Below are 25238 nucleotides of genomic sequence, written 5' to 3'. Positions count from 1 at the left end.
CTTCTTGTTCTTTGGTTGGAGAAGCTGGTCAGGTGAGACGAAGACAGGCTTGGATGACCGGGGTAAACCTTATTGATGCGCGTTCCTGAAATCAAGGTTCCACCCCAACGTGTTGGTGTGGTCATGTTAGACATCAGAGCGGCGAGGCAGACCGAAGCATATCCGCGGGTTTGCTTCGCTTGTCTTTCATGGATGCTCTGTATGTCACAAAATGCGGATAAAATGAAGAATTTTAAAGGTAATTCCATGGGGCGATATGGCAGAGTTTAGAAAAAATCTAGGGTGTATAAAAAAGATTCTGGATATTCCGAATCTCCTCGATATCCAAACGAAGTCTTATGAGAAGTTTCTCCAGCGGGATGTGGAACCAGGGGAAAGGGCCAACATTGGCCTTCAGGGGGCCTTCAGGAGCGCCTTCCCCATTTCCGATTTCAGTGGAAAATGTTCTCTGGAGTTTGTCAGTTACAAAATCGGCGAGCCTCGCTACGATGTCAAGGAGTGTCTGCAGAAAGGCCTGACTTATGCTGCGCCTCTTAGGATCGTTGCCCGTCTGGTTGTCTTTGATATAGAAAAAACACCGGATCAGGAGAAGGTTTCAGGAGAAACAAGGCAAATACGCGATGTCAAGGAGCAGGAGATCTTTTTCGGGGAAATTCCCTTGATGACCGATACGGGTACGTTTATTGTCAATGGTACGGAAAGGGTTATTGTCAGCCAATTACACCGTTCCCCGGGCATTTTCTATGACCATGACAAGGGGAAAACGGTGACGAGCGGAAAATTGATTTATTCCGCCCGGATTATCCCGATCCGTGGGTCTTGGCTGGATCTGGAATTCGACTCCAAGGATTTGCTCTATGTGAGAATCGACAGGCGGAGAAAAATGCCTGTAACGATTCTTTTGAAGGCTATGGGGAATTCCACGGAATTTATCCTGAAATATTTCTATGGTGTTCAGAAGGTGCTGATCGAGGGGGAGAAAATGTTCATTCCCATCAATGAAACGTTGATTGACGAAAGAGCCCCCAATGATATTCGAGATACGAAAACAGGAGAAGTCATTGCCAAAAAGGGAAGAAAGATATCCAGGGTACTTCTGCGTCGTTTGACGGAAGCCGGGATCAACAGGATTGACGTCACCCCCGAGGATATCGTGGACGAGGTCCTTGTCGCTGATGTCCTTGATCCCTTAACGGGAGAGACGCTGCTGAAATGCAACGAGACATTGAGCTTGGACGGGCTGGAAATGCTGCGCGAGAGAGGCGTGACGGAATGTGATTTTATCCGGCTTGACGAGGATATGGAAAACGCCTCTATTCGGGATACGCTTCTCATGGATCGCATTGATTCTGAGGAAGATGCGGTCATGGAGATCTATCGGCGTTTGCGTCCCAGTAGCCCTCCCACGCCTGAGACGGCACGAAAGTTCTTTGGCAGTTTGTTCTTCCAGGCGGATACATATGATCTTTCCGCTGTTGGTCGGGCGAAGATGAATTATAAATTGCGTCTGGATGTTGCGACAGACGTGACGATTTTACGCAATGAGGATGTCTTAGCGGCGGTCAAGTATCTTCTGGATCTGAAAAACGGTGCTCACGATTGTAGTGTAGACGATATTGACCACCTGGGAAACCGGAGGGTGCGTTCAGTAGGAGAGTTGATCGAGAATCAGTATCGGATCGGCATGGTCAGGATGGAGAGGGCCGTCAAGGAAAAAATGAGTCTCCAGGATATTGAAACCATGATGCCTCACGATTTGGTCAACGCAAAACCGGTTTCGGCGGTGGTAAGCGAATTCTTCGGAAGCAGTCAATTATCCCAATTCATGGATCAAACGAATCCCCTGTCTGAAATTACACATAAACGGCGATTGTCTGCCCTGGGGCCCGGTGGATTGACCAGGGAGCGGGCAGGTTTTGAAGTACGTGATGTCCATCCGACACATTATGGTCGTATTTGTCCGGTGGAGACGCCGGAAGGCCCCAATATTGGGTTGATTGTATCCTTGAGCAGCTACGCCCGGGTAAATGAATTCGGATTCATCGAAACGCCTTATCGGGTTGTCGAAAACGGTCATGTGTCGGATGAGATTCGATTTTTAACGGCAATCGAAGAAGAGAACCAGGTTATAGCGCCGGCGGACACGCCTATTAGCCCTGACGGTCATTTTCTCGGAGATCTTGTTTCGGTTCGACGGGGAGAGAACTTTCTGGCCTGTGTGCCGACGGAAGTCAACATGATGGATGTATCGCCAAACCAGCTCGTGAGTGTGGCGGCGACGTTGATCCCTTTCCTGGAACATGATGATGCCAACCGCGCCCTGATGGGGTCCAATATGCAGCGACAGGCTGTGCCACTGATAAAACCTGAAGCGCCTCTAGTCGGTACAGGTATGGAGGCGATTGTGGCGCGAGATTCCGGCGCCGTTATCGTGGCAAAGCGTGCTGGGGTGGTGGAAAGCGTCGACGCCCTGCGCATTGTTATTCGCAGCGACGAGTCTGGCCGTGACAGCACCGATACGGGTGTGGATATTTATAATTTGGTCAAGTACCATCGTTCCAACCAGGATACCTGCTTCAACCAGAAACCTATCGTAGAGAAGGGAGCACGTGTGAAAACAGGCGATGTCATTGCCGATGGTCCGGCTGTCGACAATGGCGAACTGGCTCTGGGGCGTAATGTCATGGTTGCTTTCATGGCATGGGGTGGCTACAATTACGAGGACTCCATACTGGTCAGTGAGCGGATTGTCAAGGAGGATGTCTATACATCGATCCACATTGAAGAGTTCGAAACCATGGCCAGAGACACCAAATTGGGAAAGGAAGAAATTACCCGTGACATTCCCAATGTTGGTGAAGATGTTTTGCGGAACCTCGATGAAGACGGGATCATTCGCATGGGTACAGCGGTGAAAGCAGGTGATATTCTCGTCGGCAAGGTCACGCCGAAAGGCGAAACACAGCTTTCGGCGGAAGAGAAGCTCCTTCGCGCCATTTTCGGGGAAAAAGCGAGCGATGTGAGAGATACTTCCCTGCGTGTGCCGCCAGGAGTGGAAGGGACCGTTATTGATGCCAAGATCTTTACTCGGAAGGGGACGGAAAAGGATCGTCTTTCCCAGTTTATCGAAGAAGAAAGCATAGAACAACTGAGAAAAGATCGAGATGATGAAATCCGTATCGCTACAGAAACGGTCAAAAAGAAGATTTCAGAACTGTTGACCGGCAGGGTTGCCGCCGGGAAAATTATGGATGCAAAAAGACGAACCGTTCTGAAAAAAGGGGATACTATCACGGCCGAAATACTCAATGAGATTCCTCTGCCGTTCTTGCGAGAAATCTCTGTATCCGATGGGGATGAAATCGAGAAAGAGATAGACGTTCTGCTGTCGAATTTGGCGCGGAAGGAAGAGGTGGTACAAGACTACTTCGATCAGAAACTGGAAAAAATCAAGGCCAGTGATGAGTTACCTCCAGGTGTGATCAAGCTGGTAAAAATTTATGTCGCGATCAAGCGAAAATTATCAGTAGGCGACAAAATGGCCGGTCGTCACGGGAACAAAGGAGTCTTGTCGCGTGTTCTGCCGGAAGAAGACATGCCTTATTTCGCTGACGGGACGCCGGTAGATATCGTGTTGAATCCTTTGGGTGTACCATCTCGAATGAATGTGGGGCAGATTTTGGAGGCTTATCTTGGCTTGGCCGTCAAGGGAATGGGTGAACAGCTGACCCACTTGGTGGAAATGGAGACCGATTCTGACAAGATTCGAAAGGAGCTTAAGAATCTTTACGAGATGCCCGAGTTCAACGCATTTGTGGAACAGGCGCCGCCGGGGAAGATAATTGAATTTGTGGAAGATCTTAAAAAGGGCGTTCCTGTAGCATCCCCGGTTTTTGACGGTGTCGAAGAGGAAGAAATCAAAAAAATCATGAAGGCTGCAAACCTGCCCGAACGAGGCCAGACGATATTGTTTGATGGCAGAACGGGCGAGCCTTTCGATCAGCCTATTACCGTTGGAATGATTTACATGCTCAAGCTCCACCATCTGGTTGATAACAAAATTCATGCGCGATCCATTGGTCCCTATTCCCTGGTTACACAGCAACCGCTGGGCGGCAAGGCCCAATTCGGCGGACAGAGACTGGGGGAAATGGAGGTGTGGGCCATGGAGGCCTATGGTGCCGCCTACTCCTTACAGGAATTCCTTACTGTTAAAGCCGATGATGTGACGGGGAGAACCCGAATGTATGAAGCCATCGTCAAGGGTGAACACACGACTGAACCGGGTGTCCCCGAATCCTTTAACGTGTTGGTCAAGGAACTGCAAAGTCTCTGTCTTGACGTCGAATTAATTGAGGAGGAGTAATCAGCTTAGTGAGGACGACAGTGTGATCGACCATTCGCAAGTGATTGCGCGTAACGATGCATCAGGAGATATAATCCGTGGAAGACGTTTTTAGTTATTTTGAGAGACCGAAAGATCCAATTCGGTTCAATGCCATAAAAATAGCCATCGCTTCGCCCGATCAGGTACTGTCGTGGTCCTACGGTGAAGTGAAGAAACCGGAAACAATCAATTATAGGACATTCAAACCGGAACGGGACGGTTTGTTCTGTGCAAAGATCTTCGGTCCCGTGAAGGATTATGAGTGCCTTTGTGGTCGCTACAAGCGGATGAAACACAAGGGAGTGGTCTGCGAAAAGTGCGGTGTTGAGGTCATTCAGTCCAAGGTGCGTCGTGACCGCATGGGCCATATCACTCTGGCCACACCTGTGGCCCATATCTGGTTTTTGAAAAGCCTGCCCAGCCGTATTGGGAGCATTCTGGACCTGACCCTCAAAGAACTGGAAAAGGTCCTTTATTTTGAATCCTGGATTGTCCTGGACCCCAAGGATACGCCCCTCAAAAAAAAAGAGCTCCTTTCCGAGGAAGATTTCAACGACCTCCAGGACCAATACGGGGAAGACGCCTTTGAGGCCGGTGTCGGAGCCGAAGCGATTCGGAAACTGCTGGAGGAAGTTGATCTGATCCAGCTTGACATCGAAATTCGGGATGAATTGAGGGCCACCCCGTCGGATACGAAACGTAAGAAACTCATCAAGCGTTTGAAAGTTGTCGAGGCACTGAAAAAGTCGGGAAATCGACCCGAGTGGATGATTCTTACGACCTTACCTGTTATTCCACCCGATCTGCGTCCTCTGGTTCCGCTGGACGGCGGACGTTTTGCGACGTCGGATCTGAATGATCTTTACCGACGAGTGATCAACCGTAATAACCGTTTAAAACGATTACAAGAATTAAATGCCCCGGAGATCATCATTCGCAACGAGAAAAGGATGCTCCAGGAGGCGGTGGATGTACTCTTTGACAATGGACGGCGCGGTCGTGCCATAACGGGGACCAACAAAAGACCCCTCCGCTCTCTGTCGGATATGCTTAAGGGGAAACAGGGACGTTTCCGCCAGAATCTTCTGGGAAAACGTGTTGATTATTCAGGCCGTTCGGTCATTACGGTTGGGCCCGATCTGCGTCTTCACCAGTGTGGCCTGCCGAAAAAAATGGCCTTGGAGTTGTTCAAACCTTTCATTTACAACCGCCTGCAGGAGAAGGGATATGTGAATTCCGTCAAGAGTGCGAAAAAAATGGTGGAAAAAGAAACGGCGGAAGTATGGGATGCCCTGGATGAAGTGGTCCGGGAGTACCCCATTTTACTAAACCGGGCGCCTACGTTGCACCGGTTGGGGCTTCAGGCCTTCGAACCCATTCTGATCGAGGGCAAGGCGATTCAACTGCATCCACTGGTCTGCGCCGCGTTTAACGCTGACTTCGACGGCGACCAGATGGCCGTCCATGTGCCTCTCTCCATTGAAGCTCAGGCGGAAGCGCGTATTCTCATGATGTCGACGAATAATATCCTGTCGCCGGCCAATGGCAAACCCATCATTATTCCCAGCCAGGATATTGTCTTGGGGATTTATTATCTGACCCGGGAGCGTCCTTTCGCCAAAGGGGAGGGGATGATTTTTGCCGATCCGGAAGAAGTGCGACAGGCTTTGGATGCGGCCGTTGTCGAATTGGGAGCGAAAATCAGGGTGCGGATCAATGGCCTGTTCCATGACACGACAGTGGGGCGTGTGATCCTTTCTGAAATCGTACCCGAACAGATACCCTTCGATAGCATCAACAAAGTCATGAACAAGAAGGAACTCGCCAATTTGATAGGCGATTGCTATCGGACCTGTGGCGATAAAACAACGGTGCTTCTGGCGGATCGCCTGAAAGATCTGGGGTTTAAGTATGCGACATCTTCCGGTGCATCTTTTACGATTCATAACCTGATTATTCCAGAAAGTAAAAAAAATATTGTTAACGGGGCCGATCGAGATGTGCTGAAGATTCAGAAAAGGTATATGGATGGCTTGATCACGGATGGCGAACGTTACAATATGGTGATCGACATCTGGGCACAGGTGACGGAGAAAATCGCCTCCGACATGCTTGAAGGAATCGGGACGGAAGAGGTGGTCGATCTCGACGGTAAAACATTTAAAACACAGAGCTTCAATCCTGTTTACATGATGGCTGATTCCGGTGCCAGAGGGAGTAATGTTCAGATCAGACAACTGGCTGGAATGAGAGGGCTGATGGCCAAACCATCCGGAGAGATTATCGAAACCCCCATTACGGCAAATTTTCGGGAGGGCTTGACGGTACTTCAGTATTTTATCTCAACCCATGGGGCTCGTAAGGGGCTTGCCGATACGGCGCTGAAAACAGCGAATTCCGGCTATCTGACCCGGAGGTTGGTTGATGTAGCCCAAGACTGTATTATCACTGAACGCGACTGCGGCACCGTTGACGGTATTTATGTGAATGCTCTCATGGAAGGTGGAGAAATTATAGAGCCAGCCGGAGAAAGGGTATTGGGACGCGTTGCCTTGGAGGATATCCGGGATCCTTTTACCGGGGAGATCATTGTACACACCAACCAGGAGATCGATGAGGTATTGGCGGAAAAGATCGATTCCGCGGGGATTGAGAGCGTCAATATCCGGTCGGTTCTGACATGCAAGTCCAAGCATGGAGTCTGTGCCATGTGCTATGGGCGTGACCTGGCACACGGTCATCTTGTCAATATTGGCGAGGCAGTCGGCATTATTGCCGCCCAGTCCATTGGTGAACCGGGGACCCAGCTTACCATGCGCACTTTCCATATTGGTGGTACGGCAAAATTTGATGAACACTCTACACTCGATGCCCGTCACAACGGTGTGATCCGGATTATCAACCTTGAACGGGAAAGAGGCGATTTGGCTCTTACCAAAGACGGGTCCGAACTGGTTGTCATGAAAAGGAACGGCGAAGTTCACGTTCTGGATGAACAGGGGCGAAACCGGGGCAAATACACGGTGCCCTATGGCGCCCGCCTGAAATTGAAAGAGGGCGATACGGTCAAAAAAGGGGATCGGATTGCGGAGTGGGATCCATTTTCCATTCCGATCCTTGCCGAGGTTGACGGCGTGGTGAAATTCGGGGATATCACTGAAGGCAAAACCATGCAGGAACAGGTGGACGAGGTGACCGGCCTGTCCCGAAAAGTGATTGTCGAATTCAAGGGCGGCGATCTGCGGCCTCGCATTTCTCTCAAGGACGACAAGGGGAAAACGGCCAAGGTCCAGGGGACCAATGCCGTGGCCCGGCATTTCCTCTCGGTCGGTGTCAACATCGTTGTTTCCGAGGGAGATAACGTGGTGGCTGGGGACATTCTTGCGAAGATTCCCCGCGAGACCCAGAAAACCAAGGATATCACAGGTGGTCTGCCTCGTGTGGCCGAACTCGTCGAGGCGAGGAAGCCCAAGGACTATGCCGTGCTCAGCGAAATTGACGGGGTCGTATCTTATGGGAAGGATACCAAGGGAAAGCGCAAAGTTATGGTTATCCCAGACATCGGTGACGAAAAGGAATACCTCATCCCCAAGGGGAAACACATCAGTGTCCAGGAGGGTGATCGGGTGTCGGCCGGAGAACCCCTTATGGATGGGGTTCAGAACCCTCACGAGCTATTGAATATCAAAGGTGAAAAGGCTCTCGCACGGTATTTGGTTGATGAAATTCAGGAAGTATATCGACTCCAGGGCGTAAAGATCAGCGACAAACACTTGGAAGTCATTGTTCGCCAGATGCTCCGTCGCGTCAAAGTGACCAATCCCGGCGACACCAGCTTTATCAACGATGAACAGGTGGAGCGTTACCGTTTCCAGGAAGAGAACAGGGCGGTTATAGAGCGGGGGGGGAAACCAGCCATCGGCGAGCCGATGTTGCTTGGCATTACCAAAGCGTCTCTTTCCACTCAGAGCTTCATTTCTGCCGCCTCTTTTCAGGAGACCACGCGCGTACTCACCGAAGCAAGCCTTGCCGGCAAAGTGGATTATTTGAGAGGGCTCAAGGAGAACGTGATCATGGGTCGGTTGATTCCGGCGGGGACGGGTTTGGTTATGTATCGTAAACTTGGAATTCATATGGAAGACGATGCGCAGTACGTTGAGGATCTGCCTTTGGGTGAGAATAATGGTTAGAAAACGCTTGACATTCATTGAGTGAATTGATATTGACACGGGCTTCATTGCCTTGGGTAGAGATTGGGTTTCGGGAGGAAGAATGCCTACAGTTAATCAGTTGGTCAGAAAAGGACGGGAGAGGCTTGCAAAGAAGGCGGCAACGCCGGCGCTGGCTGGTTCGCCACAGCGCAGAGGCGTTTGTGTGAGGGTTTACACAACGACGCCCAAGAAGCCCAATTCGGCTTTAAGAAAAGTGGCGAGAGTACGTTTGACAAGCGGTTATGAGGTAAGCTCTTACATACCAGGGGTTGGACACAATCTCCAGGAGCACTCCGTGGAGCTGGTCAGAGGGGGGAGAGTCAAGGATTTGCCCGGTGTCCGCTATCATGTTGTTCGCGGCACTCTTGATTCCGTCGGTGTTGCGGATCGGAAGCAGGGTAGGTCCAAGTATGGAGCGAAAAAACCGAGCTAAGCGGAGACAGGATAATGCCCAGAAGAAGAGAAATTGCAAAACGGGAGATCCAAGCGGACCCTAAATACAATAGCAAATTGGTGGCCAAGTTCATCAACAACCTGATGAGATGCGGCAAGAAGAGTGTGGCGGAGTTCATCCTTTACGGCGCTTTCGATATCATCGAAAAGAAACTGAAGGAAGCGCCCCTTGAGGTATTCGAAAAGGCCGTCAACAATGTTAAACCGGTGATTGAGGTCAAATCTAGGAGGGTAGGTGGATCGACCTATCAGGTGCCGACCGAAGTCGTCCCCTCAAGAAGGGTTGCGTTGGGTATCCGCTGGCTGATCACCAACTCGCGGGAGCGTTCTGAGAAAACGATGAGAGAAAAGCTGGCGGCGGAATTTATCGATGCAGCCAACAATCGAGGCGCCTCTATCAAGAAGCGGGAAAGTGTACACAAGATGGCGGAGGCAAACAAAGCATTCGCTCATTATAGATTTTAATTTCTGTAATTTCCATGCGGATACAGTAAATTCAGGGATAAAGTAAGCTGGTTAAATCGACAACAAATCAATAAAAAAGAATCACTCAAACCTGAAGGAGGGGATTAAGATGGCTAAGAAAAAGTTTGAAAGGACGAAGCCGCATTTAAATATTGGAACAATTGGTCATGTCGATCACGGCAAGACGACCCTGACCGCCGCTATTACAAAAACCTTGGCGAAAAAGGGATTTGCGGAATTCAGGTCTTTCGATTCGATTGATAATGCCCCGGAAGAGAAGGAAAGGGGCGTTACCATCAACATCACCCATGTTGAATATGAAACGGCAAAACGGCATTATGCCCACGTCGACTGCCCCGGTCACGCCGACTACATCAAGAACATGATTTCGGGTGCCGCCCATATGGACGGGACGATTCTTGTCGTTGCTGCCTCCGATGGCCCCATGCCCCAGACCCGGGAGCACATTCTCTTGGCGAGACAGGTGCAGGTACCCTATATCGTCGTCTTCATGAATAAAGTCGATCTGGTTGATGACCCGGAATTGCTTGATCTGGTTGAACTGGAGCTTCGCGAGCTGCTGAATCAATACGAATTCCCCGGTGATGATATTCCCATCATCCGTGGATCGGCCCTGAAGGCTCTTGAAGCGGAAGATCCCGATTCTCCGAATGTGCAGTGCATTATGGATCTCATGGATGCCGTAGACAGCCACATTCCGGACCCCGTAAGGGATCTGGACAAACCCTTCTTGATGCCGGTCGGCGACGTTTTTACCATTTCCGGGCGCGGTACCGTTGTTACGGGCAGGGTGGACCGCGGTATCATTAAGACCGGTGATGAAGTGGAAATCGTTGGAATCCGCCCAACTGTCAAAACGGTCTGCACAGGTGTGGAGATGTTCCGTAAGACCTTGGATGAAGGACGAGCCGGGGACGATGTGGGGCTCCTCCTTAGAGGCACGAAGCGCGAGGAAGTGGAACGTGGACAGGTTGTGGCGAAGCCTGGTTCCATCACTCCCCACACGAAGTTCAAGGCTCAGGTTTACATTCTGACCAAGGAGGAAGGGGGACGTCATACCCCGTTCTTCACGGGTTACAGGCCCCAATTCTATTTTAGAACGACCGATGTGACCGGTGTCGCCAACCTGCCTGAGGGCGTTGAGATGGTGATGCCCGGTGACAACGTGGAAATGAGCGTTGAATTGATTACCCCGATTGCTATGGAGGAGAAGCTCCGTTTCGCTATCCGTGAAGGTGGCAGAACCGTGGGTGCGGGTGTGGTCAGTAAGATCATTGCATAAATTTATGAATGGGATGTAACGGAAATCAATGAAAGATCAGAAAATTAGAATTCGACTTAAGGCCTATGATTACAAACTGCTTGACCGCTCGGTTGAGGAGATTGTGGAGACAGCGAAAAGAACCGGTGCTGCGGTGGCGGGGCCGATTCCTCTGCCGACGGAGATTAACAAGTACTGTGTAAACCGCTCACCCCATGTGGACAAAAAGTCACGGGAACAGTTTGAAATTCGTACGCATAAGCGTTTGATAGACATCATTGAACCGACTCAATCTACGGTGGACGCCCTGATGAAGCTGGAATTGTCTGCTGGTGTGGATGTCGAGATCAAGGCGTGACGGCATTAAGCAAAGATCTTTCTTAATGGTGGTGTTTGGAATTTGTAACGAGAAAAATAAACGAGAGAGTGATGAAAAAGGGACTGATTGGCAGAAAGCTGGGTATGACGCAGGTGTTTGCAGAGGATGGAGAGGCAATACCTGTCACGATCATCGAGATGGAACCGTCTGTGGTCATCCAGAAAAAGACGGTGGCGAAGGATGGATATGATGCCATTCAGCTGGGATATGGGAGGATTAAACAATCCCATGTGACCAAGCCCCTTCAGGGGCATTTTAAAAACACCGGCAAGGGCACTTTCCGGTATTTAAGAGAAATGCCTGGGAATCCCGAAGAATACGAATTGGGTGAAGAGATCAAGGTGGACATATACAGTTCCGGTGAATATGTGGATATCACAGGAACTACGAAAGGTAAGGGATTTGCCGGTGTTATGAAAAGACACGGATTCGGGGGTGGTCGGGCTTCACATGGCTCGATGTTCCATCGTGCCCCGGGATCCATCGGCGCAAGTGCCGATCCAGCCAAGGTCTTCAAAGGGACACGCCTACCGGGCCAGATGGGTAATGTAAGGAGTACGGTCAAAAACCTTCAGGTATGTGCGATTCGGCCGGAAAAGAATATCATGCTGGTCAAAGGGGCCGTGCCCGGAGGTAAAAACGGCCTCCTGCTTGTCAAACAATCCATCAAATCGAGAAATAAGTAGAACTGGAGTAAAGAGCATGCCGACGGTTGAAGTGTATAATACTGACAGGCAGAAGGTGTCGGAAATTGAGCTGAGTGATGCGGTGTTCGGTGGTGACGTGAATCAGGATGTGATTTATGAAGTCGTCCGTATGCAACATGCATCACGAAGGAGAGGTACATCCAAGACAAAGGGAAGAAGCGAAGTAAGGGGCGGCGGGAGAAAACCGTGGCGACAAAAGGGAACCGGTCGGGCTCGTGCAGGAACGAGGCGCTCGCCTTTGTGGAGGGGAGGCGGTGTCGTTTTCGGGCCACAGCCTCGCACCTATGCGTTCAAAGTGCCCCGCAAAGTACGTAGGAGAGCGTTGATTTCTGCACTCAGCATGAAATATCGGGAAAATCTGATGTTCGTTTTGAAGGATTTCCCGATGGACGCGATCAAGACAAAAAAATTCAAGGAAGTCATGGACCGTTTTGGATGGGGGAAGACGCTGTTTGTGATTGATCAGTCATATCCCGTTCTCGAGATGTCTTCTCGGAATCTGAAAAATGTTAAGATGATCAGATCGGAAGGGATTAACGTGTACGATTTGTTGGACTATAGGGACATTGTCTTCTTGGAGCCCTCCGTTAAAAAGATAGAGGGGGTGTTATTAGCCTGATGGAACGGTATCGGAGTATAAAAAGGCCTCTCATTACGGAAAAGAGTACGCTCGAGAGAGACGAATTAGACAAGTATACATTTGAAGTGGATCGACGAGCGAATAAAATAGAAATCGGTCAGGCTGTTGAGAAGTTATTCAAAGTCAAGGTTCTGAATGTTCGTGTAATGAATATGCGGGGAAAGAGAAAGCGCGTTGGCAGGAACATAGGGAGAACGCAAGATTGGAAAAAAGCGATCGTCAAGCTTGTACCGGGGAGCAAGATTGAAATATTTGATGGCGTATAGTTCCGAGGAGAATATAACGGATGGCGATTGTAAAGTATAAACCCACATCACCGGGTAGACGGTTTCAAACCTGTTCGGATTTTAAAGAAATTACCAAGGCAGAGCCGGAAAAGGGTTTGCTGCGGCCTATTAAGAAGACAGGGGGGCGTAACTGTCATGGGCGCATTACCATGCGCCGCATGGGTGGCGGCCACAAACGACGTTACCGGGTCATCGATTTCCGGCGCGATAAGGATAGTGTTCCGGCCAAGGTCTTTTCGGTGGAGTACGATCCCAATCGAACCAGTCGCATTGCGTTGTTGCATTATGCCGATGGTGAAAAGAGATATATTATTGCACCGGCCAAGCTGTCGGTTGGAGATCGAATTATCAGTGACGAAAAAGCGGATATCAAGCCGGGGAATGCAATGCCCCTGAAGAACATTCCTTTGGGGTCGCTTATTCATAATCTGGAATTGAAAGTCGGCAAGGGCGGACAATTAATCCGCAGTGCCGGTTCATATGGACAGTTAATGGCCAAAGAAGGAGACTATGCTCAAGTGAGACTACCCTCTGGTGAGGTGCGTAAGGTTTTTATTGAATGCCGAGCCACGATAGGCCAGGTGGGTAATATCGAAAATGAAAATATAAGCATAGGCAAGGCGGGGAGATCACGCTGGCTTGGTGAACGTCCCAAGGTGAGAGGGGTGGTCATGAATCCAGTTGACCATCCGATGGGAGGCGGGGAAGGCAAGAGCTCGGGCGGCAGGCACCCCTGTACGCCTTGGGGTATCCCGACGAAAGGTCATAAGACGAGAAGAAATAAGAGGACCGACAAGTATATTGTAAAGAGAAGGGGATAAGAAGTGGCGCGCTCAATACGTAAAGGCCCGTACATAGAAGAGAAACTTATTGAAAAAGTTAGGAAAGTCGAAGGATCGGGAAGCAAGGCGGTTATCCAGACGTGGTCGCGCCGTTCAACCATTACGCCGGAATTGATCGGACATACTTTTGCGGTTCATAATGGAAAGAAGTTTATTCCGGTGTTCGTAACAGAAAATATGGTGGGGCACAAACTGGGTGAATTTGCACAGACCCGAACCTTCTATAGCCATGCGGGGGACCGGAAAACCAAGGTTAGGAAGTGAATGATTCACTGGCACATGGCCGATATGATTGGAGTCTTTAGGGATATGGAAGCAAGAGCCGTTGTTAGATATGTCCGGATCTCACCTCAAAAGGCGAGATTGGTTGTTGATTTGATCAGAGGGAAGCGTGTTGAGGAGGCCCTTAGAATACTGGATTTTACGCGAAAGAAAGCTTCGGGTATTGTGACGAAACTACTGAAATCGGCCGTGGCGAATGCGAGCCAGAATCCGGATATCGATGAAAATATTCTGTACATAAAGAAAATATTTGTTGACCAGGGGCCGGTCCTCAAGAGATGGCGGGCCCGTGCTCAGGGAAGAGCGGCTTCGATAAAGAAGAGAATGAGTCATATTACGATTGTATTGGATGAAGCGTAAGTATTTGAGGAGGTGGAGGTTTGGGGCAAAAGGTTAATCCGGTTGGGTTACGGCTAGGCGGGATCAAGACATGGAATTCTTCGTGGGATGCGGAAAAGAAGTATGCTGAGCTGCTTCACGAAGATCTGAAGGTCAGAAAGTATCTCAAGAAGAAACTTTACAACGCGGGTATATCCAGAATCGGAATAGAAAGGGCGGCCAACAGAGCTAAAGTCAATATCTATGCCGCTAGGCCCGGAGTGATTATCGGCAAGAAGGGCGCTGAGATTGAAAAGCTGAAAAAAGACCTCGAAAGAATTACGAACCGCGAAATTATTCTTAATGTGCTGGAAATCAGGAAACCGGAGATTGATGCCCAACTTGTTGCTGAAAACGTCGCTTTGCAACTTGAAAGAAGGGTGGCGTTTCGCAGAGCGATGAAAAAATGTGTAACATCCGCTCTGAAATTTGGCGCGAAAGGGATTCGGATCAATTGCGCCGGACGATTGGGAGGCGCGGAAATGTCCAGATCGGAGTGGTACCGGGAAGGCCGGGTCCCTCTGCATACGCTGAGGGCAGATATTGATTGCGGCTTCGCGGAGGCCCATACGGCGTACGGACAGATCGGTGTTAAAGTTTTGATTTTTCATGGAGAAGTATTGCCGAATCAAAAACCGGCATAATGGAAATACGGACCGGGTTTCCGGTTCTAAAACAGGCATTTCAGTTGCTGAGGGATAAACATGTTAGCTCCGAAAAGAGTAAAATACCGGAAGATGCAAAGAGGGCGTATGGGGGGCAAGTCGATCCGGGGTGGGACAATCGCTTTTGGCGAATTTGGACTGCAGGCGTCCGAGTGCGGCTGGATTACGGCACGACAAATCGAAGCGGCGCGTATTGCTATGACACGTTACGTTAAAAGGGGTGGTAAAATTTGGATTCGGGTGTTTCCGCAGAAACCCGTAACGAAAAAACCCGCGGAAACCCGTATGGGTAAGGGTAAAGGTGCTCCGGAAGAGTGGGTGGCCGTTGTCAGGCCGGGTGCTGTTCTCTATGAAATGCAGGGAGTAACGGAAGAGGTTGCCCGCGAGGCGTTCCGTTTGGCAGCACACAAACTTCCCATTACGACTAAATTTCTCGTTAGGGAGATCATGAATGAAAATTAGGGTGATAAAAGAGCTGAGTAAAGACGAATTAGATCAGAAGCTTGGCGAGTTAAAAGAAGAATATTTCAAGCTCAATTCGAGGCATGCGTCCGGCCAGCTGGAATCGACCGCCTCACTGGCAAGCATTCGTAAGGATATCGCAAGGGTCCATACTGTTCTCAGGCAAAGGGAGGCGCGAGGGTGATGACTGAGCGAGGGAACAATAGAACCATAAAGGGAGTTGTGGTCAGTGACAAAATGGATAAAACCATTGTTGTCTTGTCAGAAAGGCTCGTGAAACACCCTATTGTACATAAATATTTGAAAAGGCATAAAAAATACAAGGCCCACGATGAAGTAAATGCCTGTCGCATCGGTGATAAGGTGTTGATTATCGAATCAAGGCCTCTCAGTAGGGATAAGCGGTGGAGAGTGCGCGAGATCCTGGAAAAGGCGAAATAGCAGTTCAGAGAGAAAGACAGTAGAGAGGTTCGGCTATGATTCAGATGCAGACCATATTATCCGTTGCGGACAATTCCGGAGCGAAACGGGTTGCCTGTATCAAGGTACTCGGTGGATCAAAAAGAAGATATGCAAGCGTTGGTGATATAATAGTTGTCTCGGTCAAGGAGGCGTTGCCCAACTCCAGGGTTAAAAAAGGCGATGTCATGAGGGCGGTGATTGTGCGAACCGCAAAGGAAATAAAAAGGCCTGATGGCTCCTACCTAAAATTTGATGAAAACTCAGCGGTATTGATAACAAATCAGATGGAACCTATAGGAACACGAATATTCGGGCCTGTGGCAAGAGAACTACGGGCGAAGCAATTCATGAAAATCATATCGTTGGCTCCGGAAGTACTGTAGTGGGATGATCACAATGAGATCGAAACGAATATAAAAAATGGCGCAAGCAGATAAAAAATGAGGAAAAGGAATGCAAGAGACAGGTGTGAAGAAAGGTGACCTGGTAGAAGTAATAACGGGTAAGGAAAAAGGCAAAACCGGCAAGGTTCTTCAAATCATTAAGAAGAAAGATCGGATCATTGTCGAAAAGGTCAACTTGCTGAAGCACCACAAGAAGCCGGATGCCAAGGGAAAAGGGGGCATTCTTGAAAAAGAAGGTTCCATCCATACTTCCAATGTGATGCTTGTATGCGGTAAGTGCAACAAAGCGGTTCGCTATGGCCACAAGGTATTGGATGACAACAAGAAAGTTCGTTATTGCAGAAAATGTAACGAGATATTGGATGCATAGGTCGTGAAATTATGGCAAAGGCAAGGCTGAAAAAATACTACGAAGAAGAAGTCGTTCCGGCAATGATGAAGGAGTTTGGCTACAAGAGCATTATGGAAGTTCCCAGAATCCAAAAGATTGCGATCAATATGGGGCTGGGAGAGGCCATTCAGAACATCAAGTCGCTCGATAGCGCGATGGAGGAGATTGCTAAAATAACGGGTCAGAAGCCGGTAATTACCAAAGCGAGACGTTCCATTGCAACGTTTAAATTACGCCAGGGCATGTCTATTGGCTGTCGGGTTACGCTCAGACGGGATAGAATGTACGAATTTTTTGATCGCCTGGTTAGCGTGAGTTTGCCACGCGTACGTGATTTTCGGGGCATATCGCCGACATCTTTTGACGGGATGGGCAATTTCACGTTGGGGATTCGTGAACAGATTATATTTCCGGAAATCGAATACGATAAAATAGAAAAGGTCAGGGGGATGAATGTGGTCATCGTGACATCCGCCAAAACGGATGAGGAAGCCCGGTATCTCCTTAAATTATTGGGGGTTCCTTTTAAACATTGATAACGTGATTGTCAGAATCAAATGGATGGCTTAAGGAGCGTGGGAGTGGCGAAAAAATCATTGATCGCAAAAGCTAAAAAGGAAAAAAAATTTTCGGTCAGGGACTACAATCGTTGTCCTCTTTGCGGACGATCAAGGGCATATTACAGAAAATTCGATATGTGCAGACTTTGTTTAAGGGACCTTTCGTTAAAAGGCGAGATTCCCGGCGTTATTAAATCCAGTTGGTAGATGCAGATGAAACGGCGGAACAAAGGAGTATTCATATGGGTATGACGGATCCAATTGCAGATATGATTACGAGAATCAGAAATGCGGGTCGGGTACATTTTAAAAGCGTCGATGTATTTTCCTCACGGATGAATCAGAATATCGCCAGAGTGCTAGTCAACAGTGGTTACATCAGCGGCTTTGAGCAGAAAAAGGATGACAAAGGTCGTATCGTACTGAGGATATACTTGAAGTATACGGGAGACAAGAAACCGGTTTTTACTGACCTGCAACGTGTGAGTAAACCAGGACGCCGTGTTTATCTGGGTAAGGATGAGATACCCAAAGTCCTCAACGGCTATGGAATCAGCATTATTACCACGTCGAAGGGCGTCATGACGGATAAGGAAGCCCGAGCATTGCATGTCGGGGGCGAAGTTCTTTGTAATGTATGGTAACTGAATCAGTTCGAGTAAAAATAATGGGGTGATTTTTTCATGTCAAGAATTGGGAAAAAAATCATTGAAATACCGAGTGATGTTTCGATCAGACTGGATGGCTCCTTCGTTGAGGTGCAAGGTCCGAAGGGTACGTTGACGAGAATTCTCCCTGAAGGGGTTGAATTGGTTCTTGAGTCGGGAAACGCGGAAGTCAAAAAGTTGTCGGACACACGAAAAGCCGGTCAATATCAGGGATTGAGCAGGACGCTGGTAGCAAACATGGTAACCGGTGTCAGCGTCGGATATGAAAAAGCTCTCGAGATTTCGGGTGTTGGATATCGTGCTGAAATTGCAGATAATCTCCTGAAGCTGGCCGTTGGTTATTCTTCTCCAGTTGAGTACAGTGTGCCAGATGGTGTCAGTGTGAAAGTGGATAAACTGGTCAATATCGTGGTGTCCGGAATCGATAAAGAGTTGGTCGGTCGTGTTGCCTCAGAAATCCGCGGTGTTAAGAAACCCGAGCCCTACAAGGGTAAAGGGATTCGATATGTCGGCGAAGTGATTCGCAGAAAAGAGGGCAAGACCGTCGGTGCCAAGTAAGCGTTGCAGTACAGAGAAAGAGGGGTAAGGCAATTGTCGTCTAAGCGGATAAAAAAAATTGGGGATAAACGGGCGAAAAGAGTGCGGTCTAAAGTACAGGGGACGATGGAACGGCCGAGGCTCTCGGTTTTCCGAAGTGACCGGCACATATATGTCCAGGCAATTGCGGACGATGTCGGCAGGACGATTGTTCAAGCCTCCACCTTGTCCAACGAACTGGATCAGACAGTTCTTAAAGGGAAAAAAACCGATGCGGCCAAAGCTGTGGGAAAGGCGGTTTCCGCAAAACTGCTTGCAATGGGAATTACAAGGGTCGTCTTTGATCGAGGTAAATTCCTTTATCATGGACGCGTCAAAGCACTAGCGGAAGCTGCACGTGAGGGTGGATTGCAGTTTTAGTGGGCAAATCAATAATACGCTGAAGGGAATGGCCTTGAATAAAAGAGAAATTAGAGAAGATGAACTTCTTGACAGGGTGATTGCAATAAATCGTACGGCAAAAGTGGTCAAAGGCGGGAGGAGATTCAGGTTTAGCGCGATCGTGGTTGTAGGCGACGGCGATGGATCCGTTGGTTCGGGACTGGGCAAGGCTCAGGAAGTGCCTGAAGCGATTCGAAAAGGAATGGAGCAGGCCAAAAAAAGCATGACAAAGGTGGCTGTTCTGAATAAAACAGTTCCTTATGAGGTTCTCGGCCACTACGGTGGTGGTAAGGTTCTTCTGAAGCCCGCTTCGGAAGGAACCGGCTTGATAGCCGGAGGGGCCGTTCGGGCCGTACTTGAGGTTGCAGGCATACACAACATTCTGACAAAATGTCTGGGGTCCCATAATCCGCATAATTTGGTTAAAGCGACGATCAACGGCCTCCAACAGTTGAAAGGACCCGAAGTCATTGCAGCCCAGCGGGGCAAGGCCGTTGAAGAGCTCTAGAGGAGAAGGAGACAGGGTGTGGCAAAAATGCTCAAGATCACGCAGGTGAGAAGTTATATAGGGAGGCCGGAGAAACAGAGGAGGATGCTCCGGGGCCTTGGTTTAGGTAAAATGAATCGAACCGTGGTTCTCGAAGACAGACCTGAAGTGCGTGGTGTGATTGATAAAATACGACATCTGGTAAAATACGAGGAAGTTGAGGGGAAAGAGATATGAATTTGGGGACGCTGAGACCGCCGGATGGATCGCGAAAAAAAAGGAAAAGAGTTGGCAGGGGTTCAGGGTCCGGTTATGGCGGAACGGCGGGGAGAGGTACGAAGGGGCAAAAGTCCAGATCGGGGGGCAAGGTGCGTCCGGGGTTTGAGGGAGGGCAAATGCCTCTTGCTCGGAGACTCCCTAAGCGGGGGTTTCGGAACTTGTTCCGTAAGGAAATCATCGCCGTCAATATTGAGCAGTTGAATCGTTTTGAGGAAAACACAGTTGTGGATGCGGAACTCCTTTTAAGGAGCGGTTTGATCAAGAAAACAGGCGATGCAATCAAAATTCTGGGTAAAGGTGAAATAAAAGTCCCCCTGACCGTGAAGGTTGACATGATCAGCAAGGGAGCACGAGAGAAAATCGAAGCAATCGGCGGATCTGTGGCAGAGGTCGGGTAATTGTTAGACGGCTTTAAGAATATATCGAAGATACCGGAACTGCAAAAGAGGATTCTAATCACTTTTTCTCTTCTGGCCGTCTACAGGGTCGGTGCTCATGTACCGACGCCGGGAATCGATACGGTTGCATTGGCCGCGTTTTTCGAGCAGGCCAAAGGATCGCTTCTGGGACTCTTTGATATGTTTGCCGGGGGCGCCCTGAGCAATCTGTCTGTTTTTGCCCTCGGGATCATGCCTTACATCAGCGCCTCGATTATTCTGCAACTACTCACGATTGCCGTACCTCACCTGGAAAAACTCTCCAAAGAAGGGGAGGCAGGGCGAAAGAAGATCGTTCAGTACACACGGTACGGAACAGTTATATTGAGTATCATTCAAGGGTTCGGTATTGCCGTTGGTCTGGAAAATATGGCGGGTCCGACGGGTGCATCCATCGTGATAACGCCCGGGTGGGGATTCCGTTTGATGACGATGCTTACCCTGACTGCAGGGACCGCATTCATCATGTGGCTGGGTGAACAGATTACAGAGAGAGGCATCGGAAACGGCATATCCTTGATTATTTTCGCCGGTATTGTTTGCCGGGGACCGGAAGCCATTCTGAATACATTTCGTCTTTTATCGACCGGCGAAATGGGAATATTTATCATCCTGTTCCTTTTGATTATGATGATCAGTGTTGTCGGTTTTATCGTTTTTATGGAAACCGGTCAGCGGCGGGTTCCCGTTCAGTATGCGAAGCGGGTGGTGGGGCGGAAAATGTACGGAGGGCAATCAACTCATCTGCCCTTGAAAATAAATACATCAGGTGTCATACCGCCTATTTTTGCGTCATCAATCATCATGTTTCCGGCAACCATCGCAAATTTTATTCCCCATCCCTGGATGAAAACGGTGGCGGATACCCTGGTGCCGGGGCGGGCGTTCTACGAACTGATGTACGTAGCTTTTATTATCTTCTTCTGTTACTTCTATACGGCGGTTACATATAACCCGGTGGATGTTGCGGAAAATTTGAAAAAGTACGGTGGTTTCATACCTGGAATCAGGCCAGGTAAGAAAACGGCGGATTATATTGACGATGTGCTGACGAGACTAACATTCAGTGGGGCGCTCTATGTTTCGGCGGTTTGTGTGCTGCCGAGCATCTTGATCAGTTACTTCAACGTACCTTTTTACTTTGGTGGTACGGCGCTTTTGATTGTCGTTGGTGTCGCCTTGGATACGGCTGGACAAATAGAAACCCACCTTTTGACCAGGCAGTACGAAGGGTTTATGAGGAAGGGGCGAATCGCCTCCAGAAGGCGTTGATTTGAGAAGAGAATACAACGAGGTCGCATGGTGGGTCATATGGTAATATTGAAGCGGCCTGAAGAAATTGAAAAGATGCGGGCCAGCAATCGTATCGTTGCCGTAATTCTGAACGAGTTAAAGGCACGGGTAAAACCGAGAATCACCACAGGAGAGTTGGACCGGTACTCGGAAGAACTCGCCAAGAACAAAAAAGCGAGTCCCGCGTTTAAAGGCTATCGTGGATATCCCTTCTCGTTATGTGCTTCCGTGAATTGCGTCGTCGTGCATGGGATGCCTTCGGAGCAGGTTCTTGTTGATGGCGATATTTTGAGCATGGATTTTGGAATTTACTACGGGGGTTATTACGGCGATGCGGCGATTACAGTTCCAGTCGGGAAGGTTTCTGCCGACGCAATAAAGTTGATGCGTTGCACCGAGGAAGCTCTTTACAGAGCTATTGAGCAAGCTGTGCCGGGTAACAGGTTGGGAGATGTGTCAGCAGCTTGCCAGGAAAAGGTGGAAGCTTCGGGTTATTCGGTTGTGCGGGATTATGTTGGTCATGGGATTGGTAGACAGCTCCATGAAGAGCCGCAAGTTCCGAATTATGGTACGAGGGGCCGAGGCTTGAAGTTGAAAGCTGGCATGGTTTTGGCGATTGAACCGATGGTGAACCAGGGGACCCATAAAGTAAAGCTCCTGCAGGATGGCTGGACCGTGGTTACGGAAGACGGGGCTTTGTCTGCCCATTTCGAACACACTGTTGCCATTACCGAAAAAGGTCCCGATATTCTAAGCCAGTTACAGTAAGATGATCGTAGAAAGATGACGGAAACGGGATGGCCAAAGAAGATGCAATAGAAGTCGAGGGCAGAGTGATCGAGCCACTTCCAAATGCTATGTTCCGCGTGGAACTGGAAAACGGACACAGAGTCCTTGCTCACATTTCGGGTAAGATGCGGATGCATTTTATCAAGATCCTTCCAGGAGACAAGGTGACGGTGGAACTTTCACCTTATGATTTGACGAGAGGGAGAATAACCTACCGTTCCAAATGAGTAATAAAGAAATGTTGTTTTGTAACGCATAAGACTTTATGGTTCGTAATGCTTAAGAACCCGGGCAAAGGAGTGAGATCATGAAAGTAAGGTCATCTGTAAAGAAAATATGTGATAAATGTGTCATCGTGAAAAGACATGGTGTTTTGCGTGTTATCTGTGAGATTCCAAAGCATAAGCAGCGTCAAGGTTGATTTGCCGAAATAGGAGGAGGTTATCAGGTGGCAAGAATTGCAGGAGTCGATTTACCAAGAAATAAAAATATGGAAATTGCATTGACCTACATTTATGGTATCGGCAGGTCAAAAGCGCGGGAGATACTTGATAAAGCGGGGGTCAGTTATTATACCAAGACGGACAACCTGGCGGATTCAGAGGTGAGTTCCATTCGAGGTATCATTGACAAGGAACATAAAGTAGAAGGTGATCTCCGGCGTGATGTGTCCATGTCAATCAAGCGGTTGATGGACATCGGGACATATCGTGGTCTGCGTCATCGAAAAGGTCTTCCTGCAAGGGGTCAGAGGACGAGAACAAATGCTCGGACAAGGAAGGGTCCCAGAAGGGCCATTGCCGGAAAGAAGAGATAACAAAACTGATTCAACGAGATTGATCTGGAGGCAGTATGGCGAAGCCGGTTAGAAAAACGGGAAAAAAGAAAGAAAAACAGAACATTCCGGAAGGAATTGCCCATATTCAATCTAGCTTTCACAATACGATTGTGACGATTACGGATTTGGGAGGCAATGTTATTTCTTGGGCCTCTGCGGGGATGCAGGGTTTCAAAGGTTCCCGAAAAAGCACCCCCTTCGCGGCCCAGATGGCGGCAGAAGATGCGGTCAAAAAAGCTAAAGAACATGGTGTGCGACGGGTTCAAGTCTATGTCAAAGGACCTGGGTCTGGCAGGGAGTCTGCGTTAAGGTCCCTGCAGTTGGCGGGATTGACAATCAGTCTAATTAGAGACGTGACGCCCATCCCCCATAACGGCTGTCGTCCGCCAAAGCGAAGAAGGGTTTGATAGTTTTTAATATATTAAATAATATCATAAACATATACAGCGGATATTTCAATTAATGTGTGAGGGAGGCGGTCTTGGCAAGATATTGCGAGTCTGTGTGTAGGCTATGCCGTAGGGAAGGGTTGAAGCTATTTCTCAAGGGAGATCGTTGTTACGGTGAAAAATGTGCGTTCGAGCGCAGAGGCTATGCCCCTGGAGAGCATGGCGAACGCAGGAGAAAACAGTATTCGGATTATGGATTGCAACTACGGGAAAAACAGAAACTTAAAAGAATGTACGCAGTCCTGGAGAAACAGTTTGCCGGTTATTTTGAAAAGGCGGACCGACAGAAGGGTATCACCGGTACAAATCTGCTTCTATTGTTGGAGAGAAGATTGGATAACATGGTGTTCAGGATGGGATTAGCAAATTCCAGGGCGGAAGCGCGCCAGCTTGTGAGGCACAATCACTTTCTCGTGAACGGGAAAAAGGTTAATATTCCTTCTTATCTGGTAAGAGTTGGTGATGAACTCTCGGTTAAGGAGAGCAGCAGAACCGTTGTCCGGATACTGGAAGCGTTGAACACTGTGGATCGCAGGGGTGTCCCTCAATGGCTGGAACTGGATAAAGAGAACTTCAAGGGAACGGTAAAGATGTTGCCGGAACGTGAAGAATTGGTCATGCCGATTCAGGAACAACTCATTGTAGAACTTTGCTCGAAATAACAACAATTGAATGTGAACTAAACGGTTTCGAAAACCCAAAGGCCAGAGGAAGTAAACCATGCTAAAAAACTGGTACAATTTGATCAGACCCAAGCGGATTGAAATCGATGGGTCCACCCATTCGGAATCCTATGGCGAATTTACGGTTCAGCCGTTGGAGAGAGGGTTCGGTACGACGCTTGGGAATGCCCTAAGAAGGGTTCTTTTATCATCCATTGGTGGGGCCGCGATTGTCTCAGTTAAAATCGATGGCGTCCTTCATGAGTTTTCAACGGTACCTGGGGTGAAAGAAGATGTAACGGATATTGTGCTGAATCTCAAGGGCGTTCGCCTGAAAATGCATCAAGAAGAGCCCAGAACGATCTATATTGACGCCTCCGGTGACAAGATCATTCGGGCAGGCGATATCATCACAGACGGCACGGTAGAGGTGCTTAATCCGGACCATCATATTGCGACCTTGTCGGAGGGTGCCACAATGAAGGCCGAAATGGTCGTTAATATCGGTCGTGGCTATGTCCCCGCAAAAAAAGAAAGGGACCCGGACCAGTCTGAGGGCACCATTAATGTCGATGCGATATATTCCCCCATCAGGAAGGTCAAATATACGGTGACCTATGCCCGGGTTGGACAAGTTGCGGATTATGACAAGCTGATTCTTGAAATCTGGACGGACGGTAGTGTCATTCCCGAAGATGCCATGGCTTATGCGGCAAAAATTCTAAAGGATCAGTTGGATGTATTCATTAACTTTGATGAAACTGAAAGCGAAGTCGAGGAAGAGGAAGTCGAAGAAGAACAGGATATGAACGAATATCTCCTGAGGCCGTTCGACGATCTCGAGTTATCCGTGCGTTCGTCAAATTGCCTTAAAAACGCTGGAATACACCTCATCGGTGAACTGGTTCAGAGGACGGAGCCGGAAATGCTGAAAACGAAGAACTTTGGGCGGAAGTCCCTCAATGAAATCAAGGAGATTCTTGCGGAAATGGGGCTTTCATTTGGAATGAAACTTGATTTCCCACCCTGGAATCAGCCGAAAAATGACCAAGTAGATTAGGGCGGGCAGAGAATATCATTACGTATATCTGAGAAAGGGAG

General features: G+C 48.9%; 34 protein-coding genes. All 34 read left to right on the top strand.

Annotated elements, in window-relative coordinates; all coding sequences use genetic code 11:
* The first annotated feature begins 256 nt into the window (after positions 1-256).
* The 34 genes from rpoB to GX147_07980 all read left to right on the top strand — a co-directional run bounded on the left by rpoB (position 257) and on the right by GX147_07980 (position 25197).
* Positions 257-4366: a DNA-directed RNA polymerase subunit beta gene (rpoB, locus tag GX147_08145; protein NLN60661.1), complete on the top strand. Its 4110-nt coding sequence runs from the start codon at positions 257-259 to the stop codon at positions 4364-4366.
* A gap of 77 nt (positions 4367-4443) precedes the next feature.
* Complete coding sequence (gene rpoC / locus GX147_08140) at positions 4444-8577, top strand: DNA-directed RNA polymerase subunit beta' (protein NLN60660.1); 4134 nt, start codon at positions 4444-4446, stop codon at positions 8575-8577.
* An 82-nt stretch (positions 8578-8659) separates the two neighbouring features.
* Positions 8660-9031 (top strand): 30S ribosomal protein S12, encoded by a 372-nt coding sequence (locus tag GX147_08135; GenBank protein ID NLN60659.1) that lies wholly within the window; start codon positions 8660-8662, stop codon positions 9029-9031.
* 14 nt (positions 9032-9045) lie between these two features.
* A complete protein-coding gene (rpsG, locus tag GX147_08130; protein ID NLN60658.1) occupies positions 9046-9516 on the top strand; it encodes a 30S ribosomal protein S7 in 471 nt (156 codons plus the stop codon).
* 109 nt (positions 9517-9625) lie between these two features.
* Positions 9626-10819 carry an elongation factor Tu gene (gene tuf, locus GX147_08125; protein ID NLN60657.1) on the top strand — a complete coding sequence of 398 codons (1194 nt, stop codon included), beginning with the start codon at positions 9626-9628 and terminating at the stop codon, positions 10817-10819.
* Positions 10820-10847: 28 nt separating this feature from the next.
* Complete coding sequence (gene rpsJ / locus GX147_08120; protein ID NLN60656.1) at positions 10848-11156, top strand: 30S ribosomal protein S10; 309 nt, start codon at positions 10848-10850, stop codon at positions 11154-11156.
* 71 nt (positions 11157-11227) lie between these two features.
* Positions 11228-11863, top strand: a complete 636-nt coding sequence (gene rplC / locus GX147_08115) for a 50S ribosomal protein L3 (protein NLN60655.1) — start codon at positions 11228-11230, stop codon at positions 11861-11863.
* Between the two features lie 16 nt (positions 11864-11879).
* A complete protein-coding gene (rplD, locus tag GX147_08110) occupies positions 11880-12503 on the top strand; it encodes a 50S ribosomal protein L4 (GenBank protein ID NLN60654.1) in 624 nt (207 codons plus the stop codon).
* Positions 12503-12790, top strand: a complete 288-nt coding sequence (rplW, locus tag GX147_08105; GenBank protein ID NLN60653.1) for a 50S ribosomal protein L23 — start codon at positions 12503-12505, stop codon at positions 12788-12790. The genes rplD and rplW overlap by 1 nt, the downstream gene beginning before the upstream one ends.
* A 20-nt stretch (positions 12791-12810) precedes the next feature.
* Positions 12811-13632 (top strand): 50S ribosomal protein L2, encoded by an 822-nt coding sequence (gene rplB / locus GX147_08100; protein NLN60652.1) that lies wholly within the window; start codon positions 12811-12813, stop codon positions 13630-13632.
* A gap of 3 nt (positions 13633-13635) precedes the next feature.
* Positions 13636-13917: a 30S ribosomal protein S19 gene (rpsS, locus tag GX147_08095; GenBank protein ID NLN60651.1), complete on the top strand. Its 282-nt coding sequence runs from the start codon at positions 13636-13638 to the stop codon at positions 13915-13917.
* 45 nt (positions 13918-13962) lie between these two features.
* Entirely contained in the window at positions 13963-14295 is a 333-nt protein-coding gene (rplV, locus tag GX147_08090) for a 50S ribosomal protein L22 (protein ID NLN60650.1), read from the top strand.
* Positions 14296-14315: 20 nt separating this feature from the next.
* Positions 14316-14957, top strand: a complete 642-nt coding sequence (gene rpsC, locus GX147_08085) for a 30S ribosomal protein S3 (protein NLN60649.1) — start codon at positions 14316-14318, stop codon at positions 14955-14957.
* A gap of 60 nt (positions 14958-15017) precedes the next feature.
* A complete protein-coding gene (rplP, locus tag GX147_08080; GenBank protein ID NLN60648.1) occupies positions 15018-15440 on the top strand; it encodes a 50S ribosomal protein L16 in 423 nt (140 codons plus the stop codon).
* Positions 15430-15624: a 50S ribosomal protein L29 gene (rpmC, locus tag GX147_08075; protein NLN60647.1), complete on the top strand. Its 195-nt coding sequence runs from the start codon at positions 15430-15432 to the stop codon at positions 15622-15624. The genes rplP and rpmC overlap by 11 nt, the downstream gene beginning before the upstream one ends.
* Positions 15624-15881: a 30S ribosomal protein S17 gene (gene rpsQ / locus GX147_08070; protein ID NLN60646.1), complete on the top strand. Its 258-nt coding sequence runs from the start codon at positions 15624-15626 to the stop codon at positions 15879-15881. Before rpmC ends, rpsQ begins: the two co-directional genes overlap by 1 nt.
* A gap of 35 nt (positions 15882-15916) precedes the next feature.
* Positions 15917-16285 carry a 50S ribosomal protein L14 gene (rplN, locus tag GX147_08065; protein NLN60645.1) on the top strand — a complete coding sequence of 123 codons (369 nt, stop codon included), beginning with the start codon at positions 15917-15919 and terminating at the stop codon, positions 16283-16285.
* Positions 16286-16355: 70 nt separating this feature from the next.
* Positions 16356-16676, top strand: coding sequence for a 50S ribosomal protein L24 (locus GX147_08060; GenBank protein NLN60644.1), 321 nt, complete (start codon positions 16356-16358; stop codon positions 16674-16676).
* Between the two features lie 11 nt (positions 16677-16687).
* Positions 16688-17233 carry a 50S ribosomal protein L5 gene (gene rplE, locus GX147_08055; GenBank protein ID NLN60643.1) on the top strand — a complete coding sequence of 182 codons (546 nt, stop codon included), beginning with the start codon at positions 16688-16690 and terminating at the stop codon, positions 17231-17233.
* A gap of 45 nt (positions 17234-17278) precedes the next feature.
* Positions 17279-17464, top strand: coding sequence for a type Z 30S ribosomal protein S14 (locus GX147_08050; protein ID NLN60642.1), 186 nt, complete (start codon positions 17279-17281; stop codon positions 17462-17464).
* Between the two features lie 35 nt (positions 17465-17499).
* Positions 17500-17901, top strand: coding sequence for a 30S ribosomal protein S8 (rpsH, locus tag GX147_08045; GenBank protein ID NLN60641.1), 402 nt, complete (start codon positions 17500-17502; stop codon positions 17899-17901).
* A gap of 39 nt (positions 17902-17940) precedes the next feature.
* Positions 17941-18483, top strand: a complete 543-nt coding sequence (rplF, locus tag GX147_08040) for a 50S ribosomal protein L6 (protein ID NLN60640.1) — start codon at positions 17941-17943, stop codon at positions 18481-18483.
* Positions 18484-18516: 33 nt separating this feature from the next.
* Positions 18517-18882, top strand: coding sequence for a 50S ribosomal protein L18 (locus GX147_08035; protein NLN60639.1), 366 nt, complete (start codon positions 18517-18519; stop codon positions 18880-18882).
* 28 nt (positions 18883-18910) lie between these two features.
* Positions 18911-19411 carry a 30S ribosomal protein S5 gene (gene rpsE / locus GX147_08030; protein NLN60638.1) on the top strand — a complete coding sequence of 167 codons (501 nt, stop codon included), beginning with the start codon at positions 18911-18913 and terminating at the stop codon, positions 19409-19411.
* Positions 19412-19438: 27 nt separating this feature from the next.
* Entirely contained in the window at positions 19439-19627 is a 189-nt protein-coding gene (gene rpmD, locus GX147_08025; GenBank protein ID NLN60637.1) for a 50S ribosomal protein L30, read from the top strand.
* Complete coding sequence (gene rplO, locus GX147_08020) at positions 19624-20067, top strand: 50S ribosomal protein L15 (GenBank protein ID NLN60636.1); 444 nt, start codon at positions 19624-19626, stop codon at positions 20065-20067. Before rpmD ends, rplO begins: the two co-directional genes overlap by 4 nt.
* Positions 20068-21378 carry a preprotein translocase subunit SecY gene (gene secY / locus GX147_08015; protein NLN60635.1) on the top strand — a complete coding sequence of 437 codons (1311 nt, stop codon included), beginning with the start codon at positions 20068-20070 and terminating at the stop codon, positions 21376-21378.
* Positions 21379-21417: 39 nt separating this feature from the next.
* The gene (gene map, locus GX147_08010; GenBank protein NLN60634.1) at positions 21418-22167 is read left to right on the top strand and encodes a type I methionyl aminopeptidase; all 750 of its coding nucleotides are present in this window, start codon (positions 21418-21420) and stop codon (positions 22165-22167) included.
* A 29-nt stretch (positions 22168-22196) separates the two neighbouring features.
* A complete protein-coding gene (infA, locus tag GX147_08005; protein ID NLN60633.1) occupies positions 22197-22415 on the top strand; it encodes a translation initiation factor IF-1 in 219 nt (72 codons plus the stop codon).
* Between the two features lie 80 nt (positions 22416-22495).
* Positions 22496-22609 (top strand): 50S ribosomal protein L36, encoded by a 114-nt coding sequence (gene rpmJ, locus GX147_08000; GenBank protein ID NLN60632.1) that lies wholly within the window; start codon positions 22496-22498, stop codon positions 22607-22609.
* Between the two features lie 27 nt (positions 22610-22636).
* The gene (rpsM, locus tag GX147_07995; GenBank protein NLN60631.1) at positions 22637-23005 is read left to right on the top strand and encodes a 30S ribosomal protein S13; all 369 of its coding nucleotides are present in this window, start codon (positions 22637-22639) and stop codon (positions 23003-23005) included.
* A 35-nt stretch (positions 23006-23040) separates the two neighbouring features.
* Complete coding sequence (gene rpsK / locus GX147_07990; GenBank protein ID NLN60630.1) at positions 23041-23433, top strand: 30S ribosomal protein S11; 393 nt, start codon at positions 23041-23043, stop codon at positions 23431-23433.
* A gap of 74 nt (positions 23434-23507) precedes the next feature.
* Complete coding sequence (gene rpsD / locus GX147_07985; GenBank protein ID NLN60629.1) at positions 23508-24137, top strand: 30S ribosomal protein S4; 630 nt, start codon at positions 23508-23510, stop codon at positions 24135-24137.
* A 58-nt stretch (positions 24138-24195) separates the two neighbouring features.
* Entirely contained in the window at positions 24196-25197 is a 1002-nt protein-coding gene (locus GX147_07980; GenBank protein ID NLN60628.1) for a DNA-directed RNA polymerase subunit alpha, read from the top strand.
* Positions 25198-25238: the final 41 nt, after the last annotated feature.

The sequence above is a fragment of the Deltaproteobacteria bacterium genome (assembly GCA_012522415.1).
Classification (GTDB): Bacteria; Desulfobacterota; Syntrophia; order Syntrophales; family JAAYKM01; genus JAAYKM01.
This window is presented reverse-complemented; position numbering and strand designations above follow the sequence as displayed.